Genomic DNA, 23051 nt, shown 5'->3' with positions numbered 1-23051 from the left:
CCTGATGCGCACGCCGCGATCGTGATGATGGCGATGCTCGTGATCAGGGGCCGCCCAGGCGATCGCCGGCCTGCTGCGAGCGAGTGGTGGGGGCCGAGGGGTCCTTCGACTAGCGTCGGGGCCGATATGAGCGCTCTGCCTGCCCCTTCCGAGTCCGCACTCCGCCGCGCGCTGACCCGCGCCGAGCGCGGCGTGCCCCTCGACGCCGTCGAGGCCGAGACGCTGTTGCACGCCCGCGGCCTGGGCGACGGCGAGCCGCTGGACCGGCTGCTCACCGCGGCCGGCCGGGTGCGCGACGCCGGGCTGGCCTCGGCCGGGCGCCCGGGCGTGGTCACCTACAGCCGCAAGGTGTTCATCCCGCTCACCCACCTGTGCCGCGACCGCTGCCACTACTGCACCTTCGTGACGACGCCGGGGCAGCTGCGCGCACAGGGCAGGGCGCCCTACCTCTCCCCCGACGAGGTGCTCGACATCGCGCGGGCCGGTGCGGCGATGGGCTGCAAGGAGGCGCTGTTCACCCTCGGCGACCGTCCCGAGGACCGCTGGCCGGTGGCGGCGGAGTGGCTGGAGGCGCACGGCTTCGACTCGACGCTGGGCTACCTGCGGGCGATGGCGATCCGGGTGCTCGAGGAGACCGGGCTGCTCCCCCACCTCAACCCCGGCGTCCTGTCGTGGGAGGAGATCCAGCGGCTCAAGCCGGTGTCGGCGTCGATGGGGATGATGCTGGAGACGACGGCGACCCGGCTGTGGTCGGAGCCCGGCGGCCCCCACTTCGGCTCGCCCGACAAGGAGCCCGCCGTCCGGCTGCGGGTGCTGGAGGATGCCGGGCGGTCCGCCGTCCCGTTCACCACCGGGGTGCTGCTGGGCATCGGCGAGGACTACGCCGAGCGCGTGGACGCCGTCCTGCAGATCCGGGCGGCGGCCCAGCGGCACGGGCACGTGCAGGAGGTCATCGTCCAGAACTTCCGCGCCAAGCCACGCACGGCGATGCAGGCGCACGACGACCTGGAGCTGCAGGAGTACGTCGCCGCCGTCGCCGTCACCCGGCTGCTGCTCGGCCCGAAGGCCCGCGTGCAGGCACCGCCGAACCTGTCCGACTCCACCGAGCTGGGGCTGCTGCTGCGGGCCGGCGTCGACGACTGGGGCGGCGTCTCCCCACTGACGCCGGACCACGTGAACCCCGAGCGGCCGTGGCCGGAACTGGACAAGCTGGCGGAACTGTCGAGTGACACCGGCTTCGAGCTGCGCGAGCGGCTGGCCGCCCAGCCGCCGTACGTCCGGCAGCCCGAGCCGTGGCTGGACCCGCGGGTGCGCCCGCACGTCGACGCGCTGGCCGGCCCCGACGGGCTGGCCGTCGAGGGGCGGCTGCCGGTGGGCCTGCCGTGGCAGGAGCCGGACGAGTCCTGGACCGCCTCCGGCCGGACCGACCTGCACGTCGAGGTCGACACCGTCGGCCGGACGGCGGACCGCCGCTCCGACTTCGACGCCGTCTACGGCGACTGGGCAGAGCTCCGCGACCGCACGACGGCGGCGCGGGACGGGCACTCCACGGCGCTGCACGCCGGCGACCGCGAGGTGCTGGCCGCGCTGCTGCACGCCGAGCAGGACCCGGCCGGCCTCTCCGACGCGGAGTACCTGGCGCTGCTGGGCGCCGATGGGACCGACCTGGAGAACCTGTGCGCCCTGGCCGACGCCGTCCGGGCCGACGTCACCGGCGACGACGTCACCTACGTGGTGAACCGGAACATCAACTTCACCAACGTCTGCTACACCGGCTGCCGGTTCTGCGCCTTCGCCCAGCGCCGCACCGACGCCGACGCGTACACGCTCTCGATGGCCCAGGTCGGCGACCGCGTCGACGAGGCCTGGGCGGCCGGGGCGACCGAGATCTGCATGCAGGGCGGCATCCACCCCGACCTGCCCGGCACCGCGTACTTCGACCTCGCCCGCGAGGTGAAGGAGCGCCGGCCCGGCATCCACCTGCACGCCTTCTCCCCCATGGAGATCGTCAACGGCGCCGCCCGCACCGGGCTGTCCTTCCGCGACTTCCTCACCGAGGCCAAGGCCGCCGGGCTCGACTCGATCCCCGGCACGGCGGCCGAGATCCTCGACGACGACGTCCGCTGGGTGCTGACCAAGGGCAAGCTGCCGACCGCGACCTGGCTGGAGATCATCGCGACCGCGCACCAGGTCGGGATCCCGACGACGTCGACGATGATGTACGGCCACGTCGACACCCCCGCCCACTGGGTCGGGCACCTGCGCACGCTCGCCGCCCTGCAGGACCGCACCGGCGGATTCACCGAGTTCGTGCTACTGCCGTTCGTGCACCACAACTCGCCGATCTACCTCGCCGGTGTCGCCCGCCCCGGGCCGACCGTGCGGGAGAACCGGGCGGTGCACGCGGTCGCCCGGCTGCTGCTGCACGGCCGGATCGGCAACATCCAGACGTCCTGGGTCAAGCTCGGCGACACCGGGACCCAGGCGGTGCTGCAGGGCGGCGCCAACGACCTCGGCGGCACGCTGATGGAGGAGACGATCAGCCGGATGGCCGGCAGCGAGAACGGCTCGCTGAAGACCATCGCCGAGCTGGAGGCGATGGCCGCCGCGATCGGCCGGCCGGCCCGCCAGCGGACGACGGAGTACGGCACCCCGTCCGCCGAGCGCCTCGCCACGGCGCGCTCCGACGAGGGCCGCCGCCGGCTCACGTTGTCGATCACGCCGAGCTGACCCGGCCGGGACGACCGGACCCGTTGACCCGTGCGAGTCCACGAGGACCATGGCCCGCGTGCCGGTTCCCGGATCGGAGCTCGACGCGGGGCGCACCGCCTACGCCCGACAGGCGTGGGAGGAGGCGTACCGGCGACTGGCCGGTGCGGTCGCCTCCGGCGAACCGGAGCACGCGGACGACCTGGAGCGGCTCGCACTGGCCGCCTACCTCACGGGCCGGGACGCCGAGTGCGCCGCGGCGTGGGAGCGGGCGCACCGCCGCCACCTGGCCGCCGGCGACCCGGAGCGGGCGGCCCGGTGCGCGTTCTGGCTGGCCTGGGGGCTGGCGCTGCGCGGGGAGGGCGCTCAGGCCGGCGGGTGGCTGGGGCGGGCACTGGCGGTCCTCGACGCCGCCGGGGTGGGCGACTCCCCCGTCCACGGGTACGTGCAGCTCCCGCCCGCCGTCCAGGCCATGTACGGCGGTGATGCGCGGACCGCCTACGACGGCTTCACCCGGGCCGCCGCCGTCGGTGACCGCTTCGGCGAAGCCGACCTCATGACGCTCGGCCGGCTCGGGCGCGGCCAGAGTCTCGCCATGCTGGGCGACGTCGCCGGCGGGCTCGCCCTGCTCGACGAGGCGATGGTCGCCGTCACCACCGGGGAGACCTCGACCCACGTGGCGGGGCTCGTCTACTGCGCGGTGATCGCCACCTGCCTCGACAGCTGGGACCTGCGGCGGGCGCAGGAGTGGACCGGCGCCCTCACCCGGTGGTGCGCCGCGCAGCCGGACATGGTCCCGTACCGCGGTCAGTGCCTGGTGCACCGTGCCGAGATCCTGCAGCTGCACGGGGCATGGCCCGATGCCATGACCGAGGCCGGACGGGCGTGCGGACAACTGGAGCGAGCCCCTGGTCAGACCGCCACCGGGATGGCCTGGCACGAGGTGGGCGACCTGCACCGGCTCCGCGGCGCGTACGACGCCGCCGAAGCGGCGTACACGCGGGCGAGCCGGCACGGCCGTGACCCGCAGCCCGGGCTCGCCCTGCTCCGGGTCGCGCAGGGCAGGGTCGACGCCGCGACCGCGGCGATCCGCCGGGCCCTCGCCGAGGAGCACGAGTCGGGCCCTCACCGGCCCCGGTTGCTGGCTGGGTGCGTCGAGGTGCTCGTCGCCGCCGGCGACCTCGGCGGCGCGGAGGGTGCCGCATCGGAGCTGTCGGAGATGGCGAGCAGGATCGACGCCCCGCTGCTCCACGCCATGGCCCTGCAGGCCACCGGTGCCGTCCTGCTGGCCCGAGGCGCCTCCCGCGACGCCGTCGGGACGCTGCGCCGGGCGTGGTCGGCGTGGCAGGAGATCGGGGCGCCGTACGACGCCGCCCGCACCCGCGTGCTCATCGGCCTGGCCTGCCGGGCGCTCGACGACCACGACACCGCCGCCCTGGAACTGGCCGCCGCGGGGTGGACCTTCGCGCAGCTCGGCGCGGGACCCGACGCCGCGCGCGTCGCCGAGCTGGCCGGGCACACCCCGCGGGCGACCGCGCCGGGAGGCCTGACGACGCGGGAGCTCGAGGTGCTCCGGCTCGTCGCGACCGGCCGCACGAACCGGGCCATCGCCGGCGACCTCTTCCTGTCGGAGAAGACGGTGGCCCGGCACGTCGCCAACATCTTCACCAAGATCGACGTCCCGTCGCGGGCCGCCGCGACGGCCTACGCGTACCAGCACCACCTGGCCTGAGCCGACCACCGATCTGCACAGTTCTCCCGACGCGGCACGGTGCCCGGGCTTCCTAGCGTCGTCCCCATCAGTTCGGACGACACCCGATGGAGGTTCCGATGACCCGCTCAGGATCCACCCCCGCCGACCTCGGCTTCGCCGCACCCGAGCACGTCGAGACCGTCGTCATCGGCGGTGGGCAGGCCGGGCTGGCCACGTCGTACCACCTGGCGCGACAGGGCCGGCCGCACGTGGTGCTCGAGGGCAGCGAGCGCGTCGGCGACGTCTGGCGGCAGCGCTTCGACTCCCTGCGCCTGTTCAGCCCCGCCGGCTACGACGGCCTCCCCGGCATGCCGTTCCCGCTGCCCCGGTGGGACTTCCCGACGGGACACGACATGGCGGACTACCTCGAGGCCTACGCCACCGCCTTCGGGTTGCCGGTGCGCACGGGGATCAGCGTGGACAACCTCTCGAGGGAGGGCGAGCACTACGTCGTCACCTCGGGGCACCGCCGGTTCGAGGCCGCGAACGTCGTCGTCGCGTCGGGCACGTGGCAGAGCCCGATCGTCCCCGAGTTCGCCGACGAGCTCGATCCCGCCATCCGGCAGATGCACTCCGCGGAGTACCGCAACCCCTCGCAGCTCCAGCCCGGCCCCGTCCTCCTGGTCGGGGCCAGCCACTCGGGGCCGGACCTGGCCGTGGAACTCGCCCCGACCCACCGCACGTATCTCTCGGGGCCGATCCAGGGCGAGATCCCGTTCCGGATCGAGAGCCGGACGGCGCACGTCCTGCTGCCGATCCTCTGGTTCGCCGCCAACCACGTCCTCACGATGCGGACGCCGCTCGGCCGGAAGGTCGCCGGGCACGTCCGGGCCGGCGGCGGCCCGCTCATCCGGGTCAAGAGGAGCGATCTCGAGGCCGCCGGCGTGGAGTACACCCCGGAGCGGACCGTCGGCGTGCAGGACGGAAAGCCGGTCCTCGGCGACGGCCGGGTCCTCGACGTCGCCAACGTCGTCTGGTGCACCGGTTTCGGCAAGGACACCGACTGGATCCAGGTCCCGATCGGCGAGGAGCGCTGGCCGGCCCAGACGCGCGGAGTCGTGGCCGACGCGCCCGGCCTCTACTTCGTCGGCCTGCCCTTCCTGCAGGGCTTCTACTCGATGCTCATCGGCGGCGTCGGCCGCGACGCCGGTTTCGTGGCCCGGCACGTCGCCCGCCGGATGGCCGGGACGCCCGCCGCGGCAGCTCCGGCGTCGATGACCGCCGGCTGAGCAGCAGAGCGGGACGGAGCGGATCGGCGCCACCGTGCTGCCACGAGGGCCGCCGCCCGCTCAGACCGTCATCGTCACGCCGACAGTGTGCTCCGGGGCTCCCCGGGGCGGCCTCGATCGGGCAGGCTGGGGCCGTGAGTCTGCACGCGGTCCTCGGTACGCCGGTGGGTGCGACGGCGTTCGACTCGCGTCGGGTGGCGCCGCCCGTCCAGGTGGGCCTCTGGGAGAAGGCGACCGCCCGCTTCCTCGTACCGATGCGGATCACCGCGCGCGACGCCTCCATCCTCGGCGTGATCGCCGGCCGGGAGGTGGCCGGCGCCAGTTTCTGCCGCCTCACGGCCACGCCGCACGTAGCGACGAGGGACGCCCGGCTGGCGGACGGCGCAGGTGCGGGTCACTACAAGATCGCGGTCGGGCTGCGCGGACGGTCGGTCGTGAGCCAGCACGGCCGCCGGGTCGGCCTCGGCCCCGGGGACGTCACCGTCTACGACACCTCGGAGCCCTACAGCGTCAGCGGTGACGTCCCGTTCGGGCTGCTGGTCGTACGGATCCGCCAGGACGTGCTCGACGCCGGCCGGGACCGTGTCGCCGCGGTGGCGGCCACCGCGCTGACCGGGGACCGGCTGAGTCCGGTGCGGAACGACCTCCTGGCGCTGGCCGCCGGGAACCCGGGACCGCCGGTGCTCGACGAGGTGATGGCCGCCGTCGACCACCTGATCCGGCAGGCACTCCCGGTGCGGTTGACCGGTCCTCGCAACACCGACGTCATCCTCGCGGCGGCGAAGGAGCTGATCGCTGCACGACTCGACGATCCCGGGCTGACCCCCGGTTTCGTGGCGGCCGCGCTGGGCGTCTCGCGCCGCTACCTCTACGCCCTCTTCGCCGCCGAGGTCGGCCCGGTCGCGCACTACGTGCGGACCGTGCGGCTGGAGCGGGCCCGCGACCTACTGATCCGGTCGGCGGCGGACGAACTCAGCGTCGCCGACGTCGCCGTCGAATGCGGATATCCCGACGCAGCGCATTTCAGCCGGCTGTTCCGCCGGGCGTACGGCCGATCCCCGCGCACCTTCCGCCGGGAGAGCAGGCTGGCGGACGCCGCCCCGTCGGCAGGGGCGCCGCGGACCGTGCGGTCAGGCCCCGGGGACGACACCTGACCGCACGGCGGCCGCCCGTCAGTCCCGGGGCAGGACCGAGAGGACGACCCCGGCGGCGTCCTCCTCGCCGTCGCCGGCATGCCGCTCCTCGGGCACGGGGATCCCGTCGAGCGCCGAGACCCGCTGGGTGGTCAGCGGCACCTGCGGCGTGCGGTCGACGCCGAAGCTGAACACGTCCGGCCGGGCGTAGTGCCCCGCCCCGTCGGCGAAGTACTTGGCGAACGCGATCACGCTCAGATCCAGCTCGGCGTACACGATCGCCTCGTCGTCCCGGTGCGGCTCCTGGAGCCACCTGCCGTCCGGGCCCATGAAGCCGGTCATCCCGCCGCCGACCGTCGGGGCGTCCGGACCCTCGGGAACACCGAGCCGTTCCACGATCTCCTCGCTGATCCGACCCTGGACCACGATGACGTAGGTCTGGGCACAGATCGCGTGGGCGCTGGACAGCGTGCTGGAGTAGTGGTCGAAGTTGTCAGCGTTGGGATCGGCGTGCGTGGCGCTGATCGCCGGCCAGGCCGCGACGTGGATCTGCTCGCCGAGGGCAGCGAGCGCGTAGCGGTTGAGGTCCATGCTGTGCTCGAAGCAGATCAGCCCACCGAGGCGGCCGAAGCCGGTGTCGACGACGAAGACGTCCCGGCCGTCCCCGCGCCCCCAGACCGTGCGCTCGGCGTTGGTCGGGTGCAGCTTGCGGTGCCGCGCCACCAGTTCTCCGGTGGGTGCGAAGTAGGCCTGGGTGTTGTAGAGAGTGCCGCCCTCCTTCTCGTCGAGTCCCATGACCACCCAGGTACCGGCCTCGCGCGCCGCCGCACCGATCGCCCGCGATGCCTCGCTGGGCAGTTCCACGGCGTTGGCGTAGAGCTCGGCGAAGAAGGGCGCCGCGTACTTGGTGGTGTGCGACCAGATCCAGTACGGATAGCCCGGCAGGAAGGTCTCCGGAAACGCCACGAGCTTCGCCCCGGCGCGACCGGCCTCGCGGATGAACTCGCAGGCCTTGCGGACACCGGCGTCGAGGTCCAGGAACGGTGCCGCGGCGTGGACCGCCGCGACCTTGACGATGGGGGGAGTGTTCGACATGCCCGCACGCTAGGAAGCCCGGGGGCCCCGCACTTGGACATGCGTGCACGCCGCGTCGATGCCGTGCCGGTGCGGCAGCCGGTCGTGGCACCGGGCCCACGGGATCACCGGGCCGGGGATCAGCCGCGCTCGGCGGGCTCCGCCTCGGCGACCTCCGGCTTCTCCGGCTGGTCCCGGAGGAACAGGTACCAGTACGACGTCGACACGAAGATGACCGCGCCGACCAGGTTGCCGGTACCGGCCAGCAGCCAGTTGAGCAGCGTGTCCCCCCAGCCGATGTCGGGGACCCCGGCGAAGATCGCCGCCGGCAGGAAGAACATGTTGGCGACGACGTGGTCGAACCCCATCGCCACGAAGGCCATGATCGGGAAGAAGATCGCCAGGACCTTGCCCGAGACCGTGCTCGCGGCCAGCGACATCCACACGGCGAGGCAGACCAGCCAGTTGCAGCCCACGCCCCGCAGGAACGTCTCCCAGGCGGTGTGCCCGGAGGCCTTGCCCTGCGCGATGTCGGCGAGCCGGTCGTAGGTGAGCCCGCTGCTGCCGAGGGAGTCCGCGTCGCCGATCACGCCGGTCTGCACGGCCAGGAAGAACGCGACGACGAGAGCGCCGACGAGATTGCCCAGCAGCACCAGCGTGAGGTTCTTGGCGACGTCGCCAAGTTCGATCCGGCCGCGCATGGCGCCGAGCGGGACCAGCATCATGTTGCCGGTCGCCAGGTCGGAGCCGGCGACCAGCACGAGCACCAGGCCGAGGGTGAAGGCCGCGCCGGTGAACAGCGTCGGCAGCGTTCCCCAGGTCGACTGGTCCAGCCCGGAGGACACCGTGATGGCGACCAGGGCGCCGAAGGAGATGTAGGCACCGGCCAGGAAGGCGCTGACCAGCACCCGGTCCCAGGTGCGGCGGGTCTTCTTGGCACCTGTCTCGGCCGCGACCTGGGCCATCTCCGCTGGTTCACGTGCGGACACGAGCGCCTCCACTGGGTCTGCTCCACCGGTTGCGGCCCGTTGTGCCCGTTCCGGGCCCCCGCCACGCCCTCGACTTCGGTCGGACCGGGATCGACCGATGGCCGATGTCCCGGAGGCCACGCTGCCGTCGACTGGTCCACGTGCCGGGAACCGGAGTGCGCCGCTACGACGTGGCATCGGGCATCGTCACGTTCCTCGGGCTGTACCAGGGAGCGGTGCCGCTCGTCGTCCGGCCGGTCTTCGGCGCCGACCAGCGGTTCGCGCCCGCGCTGTGGCTGCCCGCCCCGTGGTGGTGGATCGCCTGCCTGGGCGTCGTGGCCGTCGCGGGCGCGCTCCTGGCGGCCATCCACCGCGCGCGGGAACGGCACGTGCCGCCCGTCCGACCCGTCGACGGCGCGACGGTGAGCCCGCCCGAGAGCACGGCGGACGAGGACCCGGGCGCCGACCGGGCCGCCGGCTACGACGCCCTCTCCGGCCTGGTGCTCCTGGTCGGGCTCTACAACGGGGTGGCGCCGTTCGTCGCGCGGCTGGTCTTCGGCGGCGACCTCCTCCTCGCGTTCACCCTGCGGCTGCCCACCCCGTGGTGGTGGATCGCCTCCCTCGCCGTCGTCGTCCTCACGGTCGTGCTGCTGGCGGTCATCGACCGCGGCAAGGAGCGGAGCGGGTCAGGAGGCGGTGGCCGACGGCCTCCGGAGGAGCGGAACGGGTCAGGAGGCGGTGGCCGATAGCCTCCGGTGGTGGGGTACTCCGGCAGGCTCGCGTACAGCGACGGGCAGTGGCGCGCCGGCCGGCCGACCGCGGTGCCGTTCCTCCTCCTCGACGTGCACGACAGCCGCGTCGCGACGGTCGACTACCGCGCCGCCGACGCCTCGGGCGGCCGGGTTCGCCCGCTGGGTGAGGGAGGCCGTCGACGGCGACGTCGACCCGGACGACGTGCGGCACCTCATGGCCTCGCCGTCGGGTGCGCCGCCGCCGGACGAGATCGTCGAGGAGACGGTCGACCGGCTGATGACGCTGGCCGGGCTGCCCGGCCCCGAGTGGCCCACCGACGACGACATGCCCGCCGGATAGTCCGGCGTCGTCAGCTGAGACGCCGCTGGAGGACGATCGTGACCTGCTCGCCGGCGCGCGACTTGCCGGTGGCCCGGCACAGCGCGGACCGCAGCGGCAGCCAGTGCGGCCCCTCGCCCGACGGCATGAGGGTGGCGGCGAACTCGTGTCCGTCGATCGTGCCGCCCACCTTCACCGCCCGCCGCGTGCCGAGCACCTCCGCGGAGCCGGGCACGGTGACGAAGGTGGCGAAGGCGCCGTCCTTCTCGATCGGCGCGGTGACGGTCAGGTCCAAGGGCTGCGGGAGAGTGCTCACGGCAGAGAAGACCGGCGGCACCCGCGGAACTCATCGCGCCCCCGACGCCGACCGGGGGTAGGAAGGACGCCGTGCGTGCCATCACCTACTCCCAGCCCGGCGGTCCCGACGTCCTCGAGCTCCGCGACGCCCCCGTGCCCGACCCCGGCCCCGGTGAGGTCCGGGTCCGGGTCGCCTTCTCCGGGGTCAACCCGACCGACTGGAAGTCGCGCAGCAAGACGCCGCCGGGCCCGGACGGGCAGATCCCGGACCAGGACGGCTCGGGCACCGTCGACGCCGTCGGTCAGGGCGTCGACCCGGTCCTGGTCGGTGAACGGGTCTGGATCTGGGAGGCCGCCTGGCAGCGGCGCTGGGGCACGGCGGCGGAGTACACCGTCGTCCCGGCCCGGCAGACCGTGCTGCTGGGCGCGGAGCCGTCCTTCGAGCTCGGCGCCGCCCTCGGCATCCCCTTCCTGACCGCGCACCGCTGCCTCACCGTCGCCGAGTCCCTGCCCGACCGGATCGGGCCCGGCTCGCTGCAGGGCCGCACGGTGCTGGTGCAGGGCGGCGCGGGGGCGGTCGGCAACGCCGCCGTCCAGCTGGCCCGGTGGGCCGACGCGACGGTCGTCGCCACGGTGAGCAGCCCGGAGAAGGCGCAACTGGCGGCCGCGGCGGGCGCCGACCACGTCGTGGACTACCGGCGCCAGGACGTCGTCGCCGAGGTGCGCAAGGTCGCGCCGCAGGGGGTCGACTCGATCGTGGAGGTATCGGCCGCCGTGAACGCCGGCATCGACGCCCAGGTCATCGGCATGCACGGCGCGGTCGCGATGTACGCCGACGACGGCGGGGCGGAGATCACCGTCCCCGTGCGGCTGCAGATGGGCCCGAACGCCCGCTGGCAGTTCGTCCTCGTCTACACCGAGCCGGCCCGCGCGAAGGAGATCGGGGTCGAGGACGTCAACGCCGCGGTGCTCGACGGCGCGGTCCGCGTGGGCCGGGAGGCCGGCCTGCCGCTGCACGTCTTCCCGCTCGATCAGGCGGCGCAGGCCCACCAGGCGGTGCAGGACGGCGCCGTCGGCAAGGTGCTCATCGACGTCACCGCGTGACGGGGGACGCAGCGGCCTCCCCGCGATCGGCCTCCCACTTATCCACGGCGTCCCAGTCCGCGCCGTCGAGCGTGGCCAGGGCCGCGGGGAAGAGGCCGAAGTCCTCCTTGTACATGTGCTCGGCGAGGTCGTCGAGGATGCGCACCATGCCCTCGCGCCACGCCTGGGCGGCCGCGTCGTCGAGGTCGTCGACGTCGTCGTAGAGGCCGGCGTGCTCGGCCTCGAGGACGCCGACGTGCTCGGCCAGGTCCTCGCTGCGCCGCAGCAGGGGGAAGAGGACGCCCTCCTCCTTCATGACGTGCGGGCCGAGGAGGACGAGGAGCTCGTCGAAGTGGGCCCGGGCGGCGGCGTCGTCCCCCGAGGCGAGGTGCCCGCGGATGTGCGTGCTGAGCTCGCGCAGCCGGTCGTGCTCGTCCATCAGCCGGGCGATGGGTGTCAGGTCCCGGCAGCCGCAGTGGTCGCACATCGGTGACATCCCTTCCGTCGGGGGTCCGCCCGCCCGACGGTCCAGCCGCCGGCGATGGACGACGGCAGAACATGCCGTCACCACTGTCAGCGGCGGCCCGGGGCTGGTGATTCCCCGCCCTCGGGATGATGCACGCCACGGACCGCCGATGGCACGCATCCGAGCCTTCGCCACGCCGGTGGTCGCCACTGGTCACGGCCGGCCGGCTCGGGCACTGTGAAGGCGTGGCGAGCACCGGCACGGGAGGTGACCAGCTGGGCCTCGCGCACAGGCAGGTCCGCGAACTGACGCCGGGCTACTTCGCCCTCGTCATGGCGAGCGGCATCATCTCGGTGGGCATGCGGCTCGGCGGGCACATCACGGTGTCGGTGCTCCTGCTGGCCGTGTGTGCCACAGCATTCGTCGTCCTCGTGGTGCTCAACGTCTGGCGACTGATCGGCCATCGCGACGCCGTGGCCGAGGACTTCCTCGATCCCGCACGCGGGTTCGGCTTCTTCACCTTCATCGCCGGCGGCAACGTCCTGGGCGTCCGGCTCGCCATGGACGGCCACATCGGTGTCGCGGCGGCACTCGCGGGAGTCGGCTTCGCAGCCTGGCTGTTCCTCGGCTACGTCATCCCCTGGACCGCCGTCCTCGGCCGCGCCGAGCGGCCGGTGCTGACCAAGGCCAACGGCACGTGGTTCATCTGGGTCGTCGCGGGCCAGTCGGTGGCCACGTCGGCCGCCACGCTGCAGCCCGCCATGCCTGCCCTGCGCGACGCGTTGGCGGTGGTGGCCGTCTTCTCCTGGTCGGTGAGCCTGTTCCTGTACGCCGCCGTGGGGATCATGGTGTCCCTGCGGCTGCTCCTCTTCGAACTACGGCCGACCGACCTGACCCCTCCGTACTGGGTGGCGATGGGCGCCAGCGCGATCACCGTGCTCGCCGGGGCCCGCATCGTCGAGATGGTCGACACGCCGATGGTCGAGGCCACACGGGGCCTGGTGGCCGGTGTCTCGGTGAGCATCTGGGCGTTCGGTACATGGCTGATCCCGGTGCTGGTGGCCGCCGGCTGGTGGCGGCACCGCACCCACCGCGTGCCCCTGCGCTACGAGCCGTCCCTGTGGAGCATGGTGTTCCCGATGGGGATGTACGCCGTCGCCGCGACCTACCTCAGCCGGGCCGACGACCTGCCCCTGGTGGGCGTCGTGGGCGCGGTGGGCATCTGGGCGGCCTTCGCGGTGTGGAGCCTCGTGCTTGCCGCCATGGTGGTCACCGCCACCCGTGCCGGAACCGGCTACGCGGAACGGCGCAGCGACGCCAGCTCGTACTGACCCGCCCGCGCTGCGCGCGGGACCGATCCGCGCTCCATCCGGACGAGCGACGGACCGCCCCTCACGCCGCCGACGTCGGCGAGTCCGACACGCGCATGCCCCAGGCCGTGTAGCACGCGGCGACCGCAGCGGTGATCGCGAGCAGCCACAGCCCGGCCTGGTAATTCCCCATCCAGCCGTAGATGGCGCCCATGACCAGTGGCGGCGCGAAACCACCGAGGCCACCGGCTGCACCCACGATGCCGGTCACGGCGCCTACCTTTCCGGCCGGTGCCGCGATCGCCACCAGGGCGAACACGGCGCCGGAGGCTGCCCCGAGTGCCGCGGCCATCGCGAGGAAGGCGATCGTGCCCAGCGGTGCCAGCGGCTGCTCGAGGGCGGAGATCGCCGCGAACAACGTCACGACGGCGAAGCACGTCGTCAGCACGGGTAGCGGGTGGAAGCGGTCGGACAGGGTGCCGCCGACCGGACGCATGATCACGGCCAGGACGACGAACCCCGCCGTACGGAGCGCGGCATCGTTCGCGTCCAGTGCGAACGCGTCGCGGAGATAGGTGGGCAGGTAGACGCTGAAGGCCACGAATCCGCCGAAACCGACCGCGTAGAGGAAGGAGAGCTGCAAGGTGACGGGCAGCCGGAAGGTGTCCCACGTCCGCTGCAGGAAGCTACCCCCGGCGGGCGCCGGCCGGCCGGGGGCGTCCCGGAGCAGCAGCCACGAGACGACGGCATAGACGGCCAGCAGCACCGCGACGAGCGTGAAGGGGAACTCCAGGCCGACGGAACGCCGCAGCGAGACGGTGGTGAACGCCGAGATCGCGGTGCCGCCCATACCGGCACCGAAGATGCCGAGCGCCATCCCTCGCTTGGCGGGCGGGAACCACGCGTTGACCAGCGGGACACCGACCGCGAACGTCGTCCCACCGAGGCCGAGCACGAACCCGCCGAGCAGCATCAGGGCGTAGCTGTCGCTGGCCACGTAGCCGATGAACAGGACCGGGACGATGGTCAGGGCACTGAGCAGCGGAAACATGGTCCGCGCCCCGAAGCGGTCGGTGAGCGCCCCGACGGGGATGCGGCCCAACGACCCGACGATCACCGGCACGGCGACCAGCAGGGACTTCTCCAGGGCGCTCAGCCCGAGCGCGTCGGTGTAGAACCCACCCAGCGGGCTGACCAGCGCCCAGGCCCAGAAGTTGATGGCGAAGCCGACGGTGGCCACCGCCAGCATCACCCAGGCCTGCCGGGGAACGCCGTCGACGGCGGCCCCGGGCGCCCCGTGGGCGCCCGGCATCGGTGCGGCAGTCACGAGCGTGGACCTCCCACTCGGTCCCAGCCGCGCGGCGTCGCCCGGTTGCCCAGGTGCTGGTCGCGGCTGCGGTAGACGATGTAGGGCCGGGTGAAGTAGCCCAGCGGGGCGCTGAACACGTGCACGAGCCGGGTGAACGGCCAGATCGCGAACAGCAGGAGCGCCGAGACGGCGTGCACCTTGAACCCCAGCGCGGCGTCGGCCATCAGCTCGGCCTGCGGGTTGAAGTAGAAGATGCTGCGGAACCAGGGCGACACCGTCTCCCGGTACCCGACGTGGTCGGGCAGCGCGCCGAGCACCGTGTTGGTCAGACCGGTCAGGATCGTCACGGTCAGGAAGACGTACATGAACTTGTCGTTCTTCGTGGTCGCCGAGAACACCGGGCCGACCGTCCGCCGCCGGTAGATCAGGATGGCCAGACCCGCGAGCGTGCAGAACCCGGCGATCGCACCGATCCCGACCGCCATGGCGTGGTACATCGCCTCGCTGATCCCCACCGCGTCCGTCCAGGACTTGGGGATGCCGAGGCCTGCGACGTGCCCGATGAGGGCGGCGAGGATGCCGAAGTGGAACAGCGGGCTCCCCCAGCGCAGCAGCTTCCGCTCGTAGAGCTGGCTGGATCGGGTGGTCCACCCGAACTTGTCGTACTTGTACCGCCAGATGTGCCCGCCGATGAAGATCGCCAGGCTGACGTAGGGCAGCACGACCCAGAGGAGGATCTCGAGCGCGCTCATTTGAGGGTCCCCGCCGCGACGTGGAACGACAGCGGGCCGACGTCGTGGGGTCGGTTCATGCGGGGGCTCCTGCGGACGCGCCGGACGTGGGCTGGGGGATGAACTCCGGTGGCGCGAACGGCAGCGCGCCGTAGGGGTCGAGGCCGACGTCCTCACCGGGGGGCCCCTCGCGGGCCAGCCGCAGCACCGCGGCCCGGTCGTCCGCCTGCACCGGGGGCAACGTGGCCGACACCGCCTGCAGGACCGCGGCGTACGGCGAGCCCCGGTCGTCCAGGGACAGCCGGATGAGCTCCAGGCCGGGGCGGTACTCGGTGAGCAGCCGCTCGCCCCGCGCGGCGTCACCGATGGCGGCGAACTCGAGCACGACCGCGAGGTGGTCGGGCAGCTCCTCGTCCGACAGCGTCATCCCGGCGCGCGAGTACAGGTGCTTGAACTGGACCAGCGCCATGCCGCGCTTGCGGGTGTCCCCGTGCGTGAAGTAGGTCAGGTACAGGCAGCACTTGCGCCGCAGGTCGAACGTCTCCACGTACTCGGCCTGCTGCTGCTGCAGGGGCGTGGTCTCCAGGTGGTCGAGGAACCGGCCCAGCGGCCCGGCGAACTCCACCGGTAGCGGTGCCACCGCCGCCCGCAGCACGGGCAGCCGGGCGAGCAGGTCCTCGTCCGGGTAGCCGAGCAGCAGGGACGCCGCTTGACGGGCGGTGGCCACCTCGGCGGCGGTCGGCCCCGGCCGGCGGGACAGCAGCCGCGGGCTCACGGCTTGGGCTCCGTCACGGCCGGCGAGTCCGAGCCGACCCCGTCGTCCTCCGCCCGGTCGGGGAAGAGCCCCTCGGGTGCCCCCTTGCCGTCCCAGTTGAGCAGGTTGACCCGCTGCGCCTTGTCCCCCGGTGCGGCCATGGTGTCGGCCGTCTGCCGGGCGGCCAGCATGTGGAAGTTCTCCACGGCGATCGGAGTCGTGCCGCCCGATGCCTCGCCGAACGGACCCCAGCCGCCCATGCCGGGACCGTCGTCGTAGTCCAGCGAGCAGCCGCTGTCGAACTCCTCCTGGCGGGGGCCCTGCTCGGCGTGGATCTGCGGGATCACGTACCGCTCGTCGTACTTGGCGATCGCGAGCAGCCGGTGCATGTCCTGGATGTCCTGACCGGTCATACCGACCGCGGTGGCGATCGACTCGTCGGCCGGACGTCCCAGGTTCAGGTCACGCATGTAGGCACGCATGGCGCCCAGCTTCTTGAGCACCCCGGTGACCAGGTTCGTGTCCCCGGCCGCGAACAGCTCGGCCAGGTACTCGACCGGGATCCGCAGCGACTCGATGGCGCCGAAGATGTTGCCGGCGTCCTCGCCGTCGTGGCCGGTGTCGGTGAGCGCGTCCACGACCGGTGACAGCGGCGGGATGTACCAGACCATCGGCATGGTGCGGTACTCCGGGTGCAGCGGGAGGGCCACCTCGAACCTGGTGATCAGCGAGTAGATCGGCGAGCGCTGCGCCGACTCGATCCAGTCCCGCGAGATGCCGGCCTGCTCGGCGGCGCGGATGACCTGCGGATCGTGCGGGTCCAGGATGATCGACCGCTGGGCCATGTAGAGGTCCTGGTCGTCCGGTGTGGACGCCGCCTCGAGGACGCGGTCGGCGTCGTAGAGGACGATGCCGATGTAGCGCAGCCGGCCGACGCAGGTCTCCGAGCAGACCGTCGGGATGCCCACCTCCACGCGCGGGAAGCAGAACGTGCACTTCTCGGCCTTGCCGGTGCGGTGGTTGAAGTAGACCTTCTTGTACGGGCACCCGGTGACGCACTGGCGCCAGCCGCGGCAGCGGTCCTGGTCGACGAGGACGATGCCGTCCTCCTCGCGCTTGTAGATCGCGCCCGACGGGCAGGAGGCCGCGCACGACGGGTTGATGCAGTGCTCGCAGATCCGCGGCAGGTAGAACATGTAGGTCTGCTCGAACTTCTCCTTGATCTCCGCCGAGATCTTCTGCAGGACCGGGTCCTGCTGGGTCAGTTCGGGCGCGCCACCGAGGTTGTCGTCCCAGTTGGCGCTCCACTCGATGTTCATCGGCTCGTTCGTCAGCAGCGAGCGGGGCTGCGCGACCGGGGTGTGCTCCTGGAGCGGGGCGTTGGTCAGGGTCTCGTAGTCGTAGGTCCAGGGTTCGTAGTACTCCTGGATCGAGGGCATCTTCGGGCTGGAGAAGATCTGCAGCAGCCGCTTGAGCCGGCTCCCCGTGCGCAGCTGGAGCTTGCCGTTGCGGCCGACCTGCCAGCCGCCCTTCCACTTCTCCTGGTCCTCGTAGGTCCGCGGGTAGCCCTGGCCCGGCCGGGTCTCAACGTTGTTGAACCAGACGTACTCGACACCGCTGCGGTTGGTCCACGCCTGCTTGCAGGTGACCGAGCAGGTGTGGCAGCCGATGCACTTGTCGAGGTTCATGACCATGCCCATCTGGGCCATGACACGCATCAGTACTGGACCTCCTGGTTGCTGCGGCGGCGGATCACGGTCACTTCGTCGCGCTGGTTCCCGGTCGGCCCGAGGTAGTTGAAGGCGAACGACAGCTGCGCGTACCCGCCGATCAGGTGGGTGGGCTTGAGGAACAGCCGGGTCAGCGAGTTGTGGATGCCGCCGCGCTTGCCGGAGGTCTCGGTGAGCGGGACGTCGATGAGCCGGTCCTGCGCGTGGTGCATGTAGACGGTGCCCTCCGGCATGCGGGTGGACACGATCGCGCGGGCGGCCACGACGCCGTTGCGGTTGACCGCCTCGATCCAGTCGTTGTCCTTCACCCCGACCTTGGCGGCGTCCTGGACGCTCATCCAGATCGTCTGCCCACCGCGGGACAGCGACAGCATGAACAGGTTGTCCTGGTACTCCGAGTGGATCGACCACTTGTTGTGCGGGGTCAGGTACCGGACGGTGATGCCCAGCTCGCCCTGCTCACCGACGTGCGGCTCGCCGAACAGGGTGTGCATGTCCAGCGGCGGCCGGAACACCGGCAGGTTCTCCCCCGCCTCGGTCATCCAGTCGTGGTCGAGGAAGAACTGCATGCGGCCGGTGAGCGTGTGCCAGGGCTTCAGCCGCTCCACGTTGATGGTGAACGGCGAGTAGCGGCGTCCACCGGTCTCGCTGCCCGACCACTCCGGGGAGGTGATCACGGGGGTCGGCCGGGACTGGGTGTCGCTGAAGGTGACCAGCTTGCCCTCGTGCTCCTCGGCCAGGTCGGCCATCCGCATGCCGGTGCGCTCCTCGGCCCGGTGGAAGCCCTGGGTGGCCAGCCGCCCGTTCGTCGTCCCGGACAGGGCCAGGATCGCCTCGCACCAATGCACGTCACGGGCCAGCGCCGGCCGCCCGGCCGCCGCACCGTCACGGATGACGCCGTTCTTGTGCTTGAGGTACTCGACCTCCTTGTCGGGCATCGTGGTGACGCCCTTGGTGGTCAGGCCCAGCTTCTCCACCAGCGGGCCGAGCGCCGACCACTTCTGGGCGATCGCCGAGTAGTCCCGCTCCTGGACGACGAACTTCGGCATCGTCCGGCCGGGCACCGGGTCGCACTCGCCGGCCTTCCAGTCGCGCACCACCCCGCGGGGGTTGGCCATCGCGTCCGGGGTGTCGTGCATCAGCGGCAGCGCCATCAGGTCCTTGCGGACGCCGAGGTGGGTGGCGGCCAGCCGGCTGAACTGGCGGGCGATCGTGCCGAAGGCGTCGAAGTCGGTGCGCGTCTCCCACGGTGGCGCGATGGCCGGGTTGAACGAGTGCACGTACGGGTGCATGTCCGTGGTGTTGAGGTCGTGCTTCTCGTACCAGGTGGCGGCCGGCAGCGTGATGTCGGAGTAGATCGTCGTGCTGGTCATCCGGAAATCCAGGGCGAGGAGCAGGTCCAACTTGCCGGTGGGTGCCTCCTCCCGCCAGACCAGGTCCTGCGGCCGCGCCTCCGGCGGGGCCTCCTCGGCGCGGACGGCGTTGTCGGTGCCGAGCAGGTGCTTGAGGAAGTACTCGTTCCCCTTCGCCGAGGAGCCGAGCAGGTTGGCCCGCCAGATGGTCAGGACCCGGGGGAAGTTCTCGGGGGCGTCGGGGTCCTCGGCGGCGAAGCGCAGGCTGCCGTCGCGCAGCCCGTCGATCACGTGCTCCCCCGGCTCCTTGCCCGCGGCGGCCGCCTCGTCGGCGAGGTCGAGCGGGTTGCGGTTGAAGGTCGGGTAGGACGGCATCCAGCCCATGCGGGCCGACTGCGCGAGCACGTCGGCCGGCGTCCTGCCGTCGAAGCTGCCCTTGCCCAGCGGCGAGGCGAAGCCGTCCAGCGTCGTCTGGTCGTAGCGCCACTGGTCGGTGTGCAGGTACCAGTAGGCGGTCTGGATCATCTGCCGCGGCGGTCGGGCCCAGTCCAGGGCGGAGGCGAGCGTCGTCCAGCCGGTGACCGGGCGGCACTTCTCCTGGCCGACGTAGTGCGCCCAGCCGCCGCCGTTCACGCCCTGGCAGCCGGTGAGCGTGGTCAGGGTCAGGAAGGCGCGGTAGATCGTGTCGGAGTGGAACCAGTGGTTGGTCCCGGCCCCCATGATGATCATGGACCGGCCCTTGGACTCGTCGGCGTTCTGCGCGAACTCCCGGCCGATCCGCGCCGCGGCGGCCGCGGACACGCCGGTGAACTGCTCCTGCCACGCGGGGGTGTAGGGCTGCGAGGCGTCGTCCAGCCCGGCCGGCCACTCCCCGGGCAGGCCGGCGCGGCCGACACCGAACTGGGCCAGCAGCACGTCGTACACCGTGGTCACCAGGTGCTTGCCGAGCCGGCGCACCGGCACGCCGCGGCGCATCGCCGCCCCCTCGCCGCGGGCGGTGTCGAAGCGGGCGAGGTCGACGGTCACCGTCTCGGCGGCGCCGTCGTAGAGGCTCAGCCGCGGATCGACGTCCCCGAGGTCGAGGTTCCACTTGCCCTTGCCCGACTCGCCGAAGCGGAAGCCGAGCGAGCCGTTGGGGACGTGCGGCTCGTCGGTGGCGGAGTCGACGAGCACGGTCTTGAACTCCGCGCCCTCCTCCATGTCCCCGAGGTCGGCGGCGGTGAGGAACTTGCCCGGGACGTAACTGTCGCCGTGCGGGGTGAGCGTGAGCAGGAACGGCAGGTCGGAGTACTTCTTCACGTACTCGGTGAAGCGGGGCACCTGCCGGTCGACGAAGAACTCCTTGAGCACGACGTGCCCCATGGCCATGGCCAGGGCGCCGTCGGTGCCCGGGTGTGGGGCCAGCCAGTCGTCGGCGAACTTGGTCGCGTCGGAGTAGTCGGGGCTCATGACGACGACCTTCTGGCCCCGGTAACGGGCCTCGGTCATCCAGTGCGCGTCGGGCGTGCGGGTCACCGGGACGTTGGAGCCCCAGAGGATGAGGTAGGCCGCGTCCCACCAGTCACCGGACTCGGGGACGTCGGTCTGGTCGCCGAACACCTGCGGCGAGGCGACCGGCAGGTCGGCGTACCAGTCGTAGAAGGACAGCATGGGTGCGCCGATGAGCGACATGAAGCGCGCACCGGCGGCGTGCGACACCATCGACATGGCCGGGATCGGGGAGAACCCGGCGATCCGGTCCGGCCCGTACTTCTTGATCGTGTGGACGTGGGCGGCGGCGATCATCTCGGTCGCCTCGTCCCAGCTGGAGCGGACCAGGCCGCCCTTGCCGCGCTGCGACTTGTAGGTGCGGGCCTTCTCCGGGTCGTCGACGATGTCCGCCCAGGCGAGGACGGGGTCACCGAGGCGCTGCCGGGCTTCGCGGTACATCTGCAGGAGGGACCCGCGGACGTAGGGGTAGCGCACCCGGGTCGGCGAGTAGGTGTACCAGGAGAAGGCGGCGCCGCGCGGGCAGCCGCGGGGCTCGTACTCCGGCCGGTCGGCGCCCGTCGACGGGTAGTCGGTCTGCTGCGCCTCCCAGGTGATGATCCCGTCCTTGACGTAGACCTTCCACGAGCAGGAGCCGGTGCAGTTCACGCCGTGCGTGGACCGGACGACCTTGTCGTGCGACCACCGGTCCCGGTAGAAGCTGTCGGCGTCCCGCCCGCCGATCTGGTGCAGCGACCGCTGGTCGGCACTGACCTCCCCCTTGCGGAAGAACCGCGAGGTCTTGACCAGCGCCTCCGACAGGCCGCCGTCGAACCCGGCCTTCCCGTCAGTGGCCTGCCGGCTGCCTTCAGGTGCGAGCGTCACAGCTCTCCTTCTGCGTCGTGTAGATCGTGTCCCCCGGCACAAAGGCCCGCCCTCTGCATCACACCGGCCACCGGGCGGGGCCGCATCCCGACGCGCCGGGGGCGCCGCCGGACACCGGTTCAGGCCTGGCGCGGGTGGCCACCGACCAGCGGGGTGTCCACCCCGACGGCACCCGTCCTCGCCGCACCGCCGGGAGAGCCGAGCGGTGCGTCGCGGCCGGGCAGCGGTTCGCTGAAGAAGAGGGCGTTGTCGGCGGTGAACACCGACCACTTCCCGGGGACGTCGTCCTCGTAGTAGATGGCCTCCACGGGGCAGACCGGCTCGCAGGCCCCGCAGTCGACGCACTCGTCGGGATGGATGTAGAGCGCCCGCTCACCCTCGTAGATGCAGTCGACAGGGCACTCGTCGACACAGGCTCGATCCAATACGTCGATGCACGGTTCGGCGATCACGTACGTCACCTGACGCTCCCTCCGACTCCCCCAGCGTGGCCGACGATCGGAGCGTATCGGCCCTCTTTAATCGCCGCCGAGCGGGTGCGAACCGCTCGGCGGCGGAGCTCCGGGAACCTCGGCCAGGCACAGCTCCGAGGCCACGAACGGTTCGAGCACGGCGGAGGCGGCGGCCGTCTCCCAGCCGTACCGGGACAGCGCCCCCCGCATCAGCCCCAGGTGCAGTGAGCAGACCACGGACGGGTGCGACCGCGCTACCTCCCGGAAAGGGCAGCGGTCGAGCGCGACCCGGAACCGGTGATCGACATCGATCCGGCGCGGCGCGAAACCCAGCCGGTCGAACAGCCCCTCCAGGCCGCCGAGGGCCTCCTCCCAGGAGAGGTCGCCGAGCTCGGGAACCTGGTCCGCGGCCCACCGGCGACCGACCTGCTCCGCCCGGCGCGGCCCGTCCGGGTCGCCGGCCTCGAGAGCGGCGGCGAGCAGCTCGGCGAGCTGGCGGTGGCCCTCCACCGGCGCGCCGCCGGCGACCGCCGCGTAGAGGTGACCGGGCCGACCACGGCCGGCCGGCGGCTGCGGGGTCCGCGCGACGAGCCCGGCTGCCTCCAGTGTCCGCAGATGGATCCGTGCCGTGGTGACGTGCAACCCCACGGCGGCCGCCAGCTCCACGACGGGGAGCGGACGCCCGGCCGCCCGCAGCGCGTCGAGCATCCGCCGACGCGACCGCACGGCGAGCGCCACGTGCCGCCGCCCGCTGGGATCGTCCCCGACGACCGCGGGGGCTCGGTCGGACATGCCCACCATTGTGAGCGGCAACCGGCACACCCGCTCCCGATCTGCCCACATCGAGTGCATCCCCGATGCGGCCGCACCCCCGTTCGCCGCCCGCGTGCCGGAGGGGCACGATGGAGGTCGTGGACTCCCGAGGACCCGTGAACCTGGACGAACTGGCCACCGAGCTCCTGGCGGACGCGGCGATGCAGAACGCGCTGCGTGCCGCGCACACGCTCCCGCACCCCGTGGACGGGCTGCGGCAGACGGTGATCGCGCTGATCCGCGGGCAGCAGCTGGCCGAGCACGAGAGCCCGGGGCCGGCCAGCCTCCTGGTCCTCCGCGGTCGGGTCCGGCTGGTCGCCGGGGAGCACACCGATGAACTCGGCCCCTCGCAGATCGTCCCCATCCCCGACCGCCGGCACAGCCTGCACGCCGACGAGGACTCCGTGGTGATGCTCAACGTCGCCGTCCCGCAGCGCGCCCCCTCCGGCGCCCGCTGACCTGTTC

Annotated in this window: 20 protein-coding genes; 9 read left to right on the top strand and 11 right to left on the bottom strand. The window is 72.4% G+C overall.

Features of this window, described 5'->3' with window-relative positions; translation table 11 throughout:
* The first annotated feature begins 126 nt into the window (after positions 1 to 126).
* The 4 genes from BM142_RS04630 (at position 127) to BM142_RS04615 (ending at position 6845) form a co-directional block, all read left to right on the top strand.
* On the top strand, positions 127 to 2730 hold the full coding sequence (locus BM142_RS04630) for a bifunctional FO biosynthesis protein CofGH (protein ID WP_092195616.1): 2604 nt from the start codon (positions 127 to 129) through the stop codon (positions 2728 to 2730).
* Between the two features lie 58 nt (positions 2731 to 2788).
* A complete protein-coding gene (locus BM142_RS25090) occupies positions 2789 to 4441 on the top strand; it encodes a helix-turn-helix transcriptional regulator (RefSeq protein ID WP_254790539.1) in 1653 nt (550 codons plus the stop codon).
* A 98-nt stretch (positions 4442 to 4539) separates the two neighbouring features.
* Positions 4540 to 5691, top strand: a complete 1152-nt coding sequence (locus tag BM142_RS04620; protein ID WP_092195876.1) for a flavin-containing monooxygenase — start codon at positions 4540 to 4542, stop codon at positions 5689 to 5691.
* 134 nt (positions 5692 to 5825) lie between these two features.
* Entirely contained in the window at positions 5826 to 6845 is a 1020-nt protein-coding gene (locus BM142_RS04615) for a helix-turn-helix domain-containing protein (protein WP_139228765.1), read from the top strand.
* Between the two features lie 18 nt (positions 6846 to 6863).
* Here the strand turns inward: BM142_RS04615 and BM142_RS04610 are convergent, their stop codons facing one another.
* Positions 6864 to 7919: a carbon-nitrogen hydrolase family protein gene (locus BM142_RS04610; protein ID WP_092195613.1), complete on the bottom strand. Its 1056-nt coding sequence runs from the start codon at positions 7917 to 7919 to the stop codon at positions 6864 to 6866.
* 119 nt (positions 7920 to 8038) lie between these two features.
* A complete protein-coding gene (locus tag BM142_RS04605; protein ID WP_092195875.1) occupies positions 8039 to 8887 on the bottom strand; it encodes a formate/nitrite transporter family protein in 849 nt (282 codons plus the stop codon).
* A gap of 140 nt (positions 8888 to 9027) precedes the next feature.
* Between BM142_RS04605 and BM142_RS24360 the strand changes: the two genes are divergently transcribed.
* Positions 9028 to 9615 (top strand): hypothetical protein, encoded by a 588-nt coding sequence (locus BM142_RS24360; RefSeq protein ID WP_175527096.1) that lies wholly within the window; start codon positions 9028 to 9030, stop codon positions 9613 to 9615.
* Positions 9616 to 9781: 166 nt separating this feature from the next.
* Positions 9782 to 9958 carry a hypothetical protein gene (locus tag BM142_RS24355; protein WP_175527095.1) on the top strand — a complete coding sequence of 59 codons (177 nt, stop codon included), beginning with the start codon at positions 9782 to 9784 and terminating at the stop codon, positions 9956 to 9958.
* 10 nt (positions 9959 to 9968) lie between these two features.
* Here the strand turns inward: BM142_RS24355 and BM142_RS04595 are convergent, their stop codons facing one another.
* The gene (locus BM142_RS04595) at positions 9969 to 10253 is read right to left on the bottom strand and encodes a DUF1905 domain-containing protein (RefSeq protein ID WP_092195874.1); all 285 of its coding nucleotides are present in this window, start codon (positions 10251 to 10253) and stop codon (positions 9969 to 9971) included.
* 71 nt (positions 10254 to 10324) lie between these two features.
* On the opposite strand from BM142_RS04595, the gene BM142_RS04590 reads away from it, so the two are divergent.
* Positions 10325 to 11338 carry an NADPH:quinone reductase gene (locus BM142_RS04590; protein WP_092195612.1) on the top strand — a complete coding sequence of 338 codons (1014 nt, stop codon included), beginning with the start codon at positions 10325 to 10327 and terminating at the stop codon, positions 11336 to 11338.
* Here BM142_RS04590 and BM142_RS04585 read toward each other — a convergent pair.
* Positions 11328 to 11804 carry a hemerythrin domain-containing protein gene (locus BM142_RS04585; RefSeq protein ID WP_175527094.1) on the bottom strand — a complete coding sequence of 159 codons (477 nt, stop codon included), beginning with the start codon at positions 11802 to 11804 and terminating at the stop codon, positions 11328 to 11330. The genes BM142_RS04590 and BM142_RS04585 overlap by 11 nt on opposite strands.
* A gap of 224 nt (positions 11805 to 12028) precedes the next feature.
* Between BM142_RS04585 and BM142_RS04580 the strand changes: the two genes are divergently transcribed.
* Positions 12029 to 13114 (top strand): tellurite resistance/C4-dicarboxylate transporter family protein, encoded by a 1086-nt coding sequence (locus BM142_RS04580; protein ID WP_217640569.1) that lies wholly within the window; start codon positions 12029 to 12031, stop codon positions 13112 to 13114.
* 61 nt (positions 13115 to 13175) lie between these two features.
* On the opposite strand, the gene BM142_RS04575 is transcribed toward BM142_RS04580, so the two are convergent.
* From BM142_RS04575 to BM142_RS04545, 7 genes are all read right to left on the bottom strand, one after another.
* Complete coding sequence (locus BM142_RS04575; RefSeq protein WP_254790538.1) at positions 13176 to 14420, bottom strand: MFS transporter; 1245 nt, start codon at positions 14418 to 14420, stop codon at positions 13176 to 13178.
* Positions 14417 to 15154, bottom strand: a complete 738-nt coding sequence (gene narI, locus BM142_RS04570) for a respiratory nitrate reductase subunit gamma (RefSeq protein ID WP_092195610.1) — start codon at positions 15152 to 15154, stop codon at positions 14417 to 14419. The genes BM142_RS04575 and narI overlap by 4 nt, the downstream gene beginning before the upstream one ends.
* A gap of 55 nt (positions 15155 to 15209) precedes the next feature.
* Complete coding sequence (gene narJ, locus BM142_RS04565; RefSeq protein ID WP_092195609.1) at positions 15210 to 15908, bottom strand: nitrate reductase molybdenum cofactor assembly chaperone; 699 nt, start codon at positions 15906 to 15908, stop codon at positions 15210 to 15212.
* On the bottom strand, positions 15905 to 17605 hold the full coding sequence (narH, locus tag BM142_RS04560; RefSeq protein ID WP_092195608.1) for a nitrate reductase subunit beta: 1701 nt from the start codon (positions 17603 to 17605) through the stop codon (positions 15905 to 15907). The genes narJ and narH overlap by 4 nt, the downstream gene beginning before the upstream one ends.
* Positions 17605 to 21321 (bottom strand): nitrate reductase subunit alpha, encoded by a 3717-nt coding sequence (locus BM142_RS04555; RefSeq protein WP_092195607.1) that lies wholly within the window; start codon positions 21319 to 21321, stop codon positions 17605 to 17607. The genes narH and BM142_RS04555 overlap by 1 nt, the downstream gene beginning before the upstream one ends.
* 119 nt (positions 21322 to 21440) lie before the next feature.
* Positions 21441 to 21782 (bottom strand): ferredoxin, encoded by a 342-nt coding sequence (fdxA, locus tag BM142_RS04550; protein WP_092195606.1) that lies wholly within the window; start codon positions 21780 to 21782, stop codon positions 21441 to 21443.
* Positions 21783 to 21839: 57 nt separating this feature from the next.
* Entirely contained in the window at positions 21840 to 22565 is a 726-nt protein-coding gene (locus BM142_RS04545; RefSeq protein ID WP_175527093.1) for a helix-turn-helix transcriptional regulator, read from the bottom strand.
* A gap of 119 nt (positions 22566 to 22684) precedes the next feature.
* On the opposite strand from BM142_RS04545, the gene BM142_RS04540 reads away from it, so the two are divergent.
* Positions 22685 to 23044 (top strand): cupin domain-containing protein, encoded by a 360-nt coding sequence (locus BM142_RS04540; RefSeq protein ID WP_217640568.1) that lies wholly within the window; start codon positions 22685 to 22687, stop codon positions 23042 to 23044.
* The last annotated feature ends 7 nt before the right edge of the window (positions 23045 to 23051 follow it).

Origin of the sequence: Blastococcus tunisiensis (assembly GCF_900112815.1) — a bacterium.
Taxonomy (GTDB): domain Bacteria; phylum Actinomycetota; class Actinomycetes; order Mycobacteriales; family Geodermatophilaceae; genus Blastococcus_B; species Blastococcus_B tunisiensis.
Note: the sequence above shows the minus strand (reverse complement) of the source record. Positions and strands in the feature narration are given on the sequence as shown.

Excerpts from the sequence above, each read along its gene's own strand:
- narH (WP_092195608.1), bottom strand. The coding sequence starts at position 17,605 with ATGCGTGTCATGGCCCAGATGGGCATGGTCATGAACCTCGACAAGTGC.
- BM142_RS04545 (WP_175527093.1), bottom strand. The coding sequence starts at position 22,565 with ATGTCCGACCGAGCCCCCGCGGTCGTCGGGGACGATCCCAGCGGGCGG.
- BM142_RS04610 (WP_092195613.1), bottom strand. The coding sequence starts at position 7,919 with ATGTCGAACACTCCCCCCATCGTCAAGGTCGCGGCGGTCCACGCCGCG.
- BM142_RS04630 (WP_092195616.1), top strand. The coding sequence starts at position 127 with ATGAGCGCTCTGCCTGCCCCTTCCGAGTCCGCACTCCGCCGCGCGCTG.
- BM142_RS04585 (WP_175527094.1), bottom strand. The coding sequence starts at position 11,804 with ATGTGCGACCACTGCGGCTGCCGGGACCTGACACCCATCGCCCGGCTG.
- BM142_RS04620 (WP_092195876.1), top strand. The coding sequence starts at position 4,540 with ATGACCCGCTCAGGATCCACCCCCGCCGACCTCGGCTTCGCCGCACCC.
- narI (WP_092195610.1), bottom strand. The coding sequence starts at position 15,154 with ATGAGCGCGCTCGAGATCCTCCTCTGGGTCGTGCTGCCCTACGTCAGC.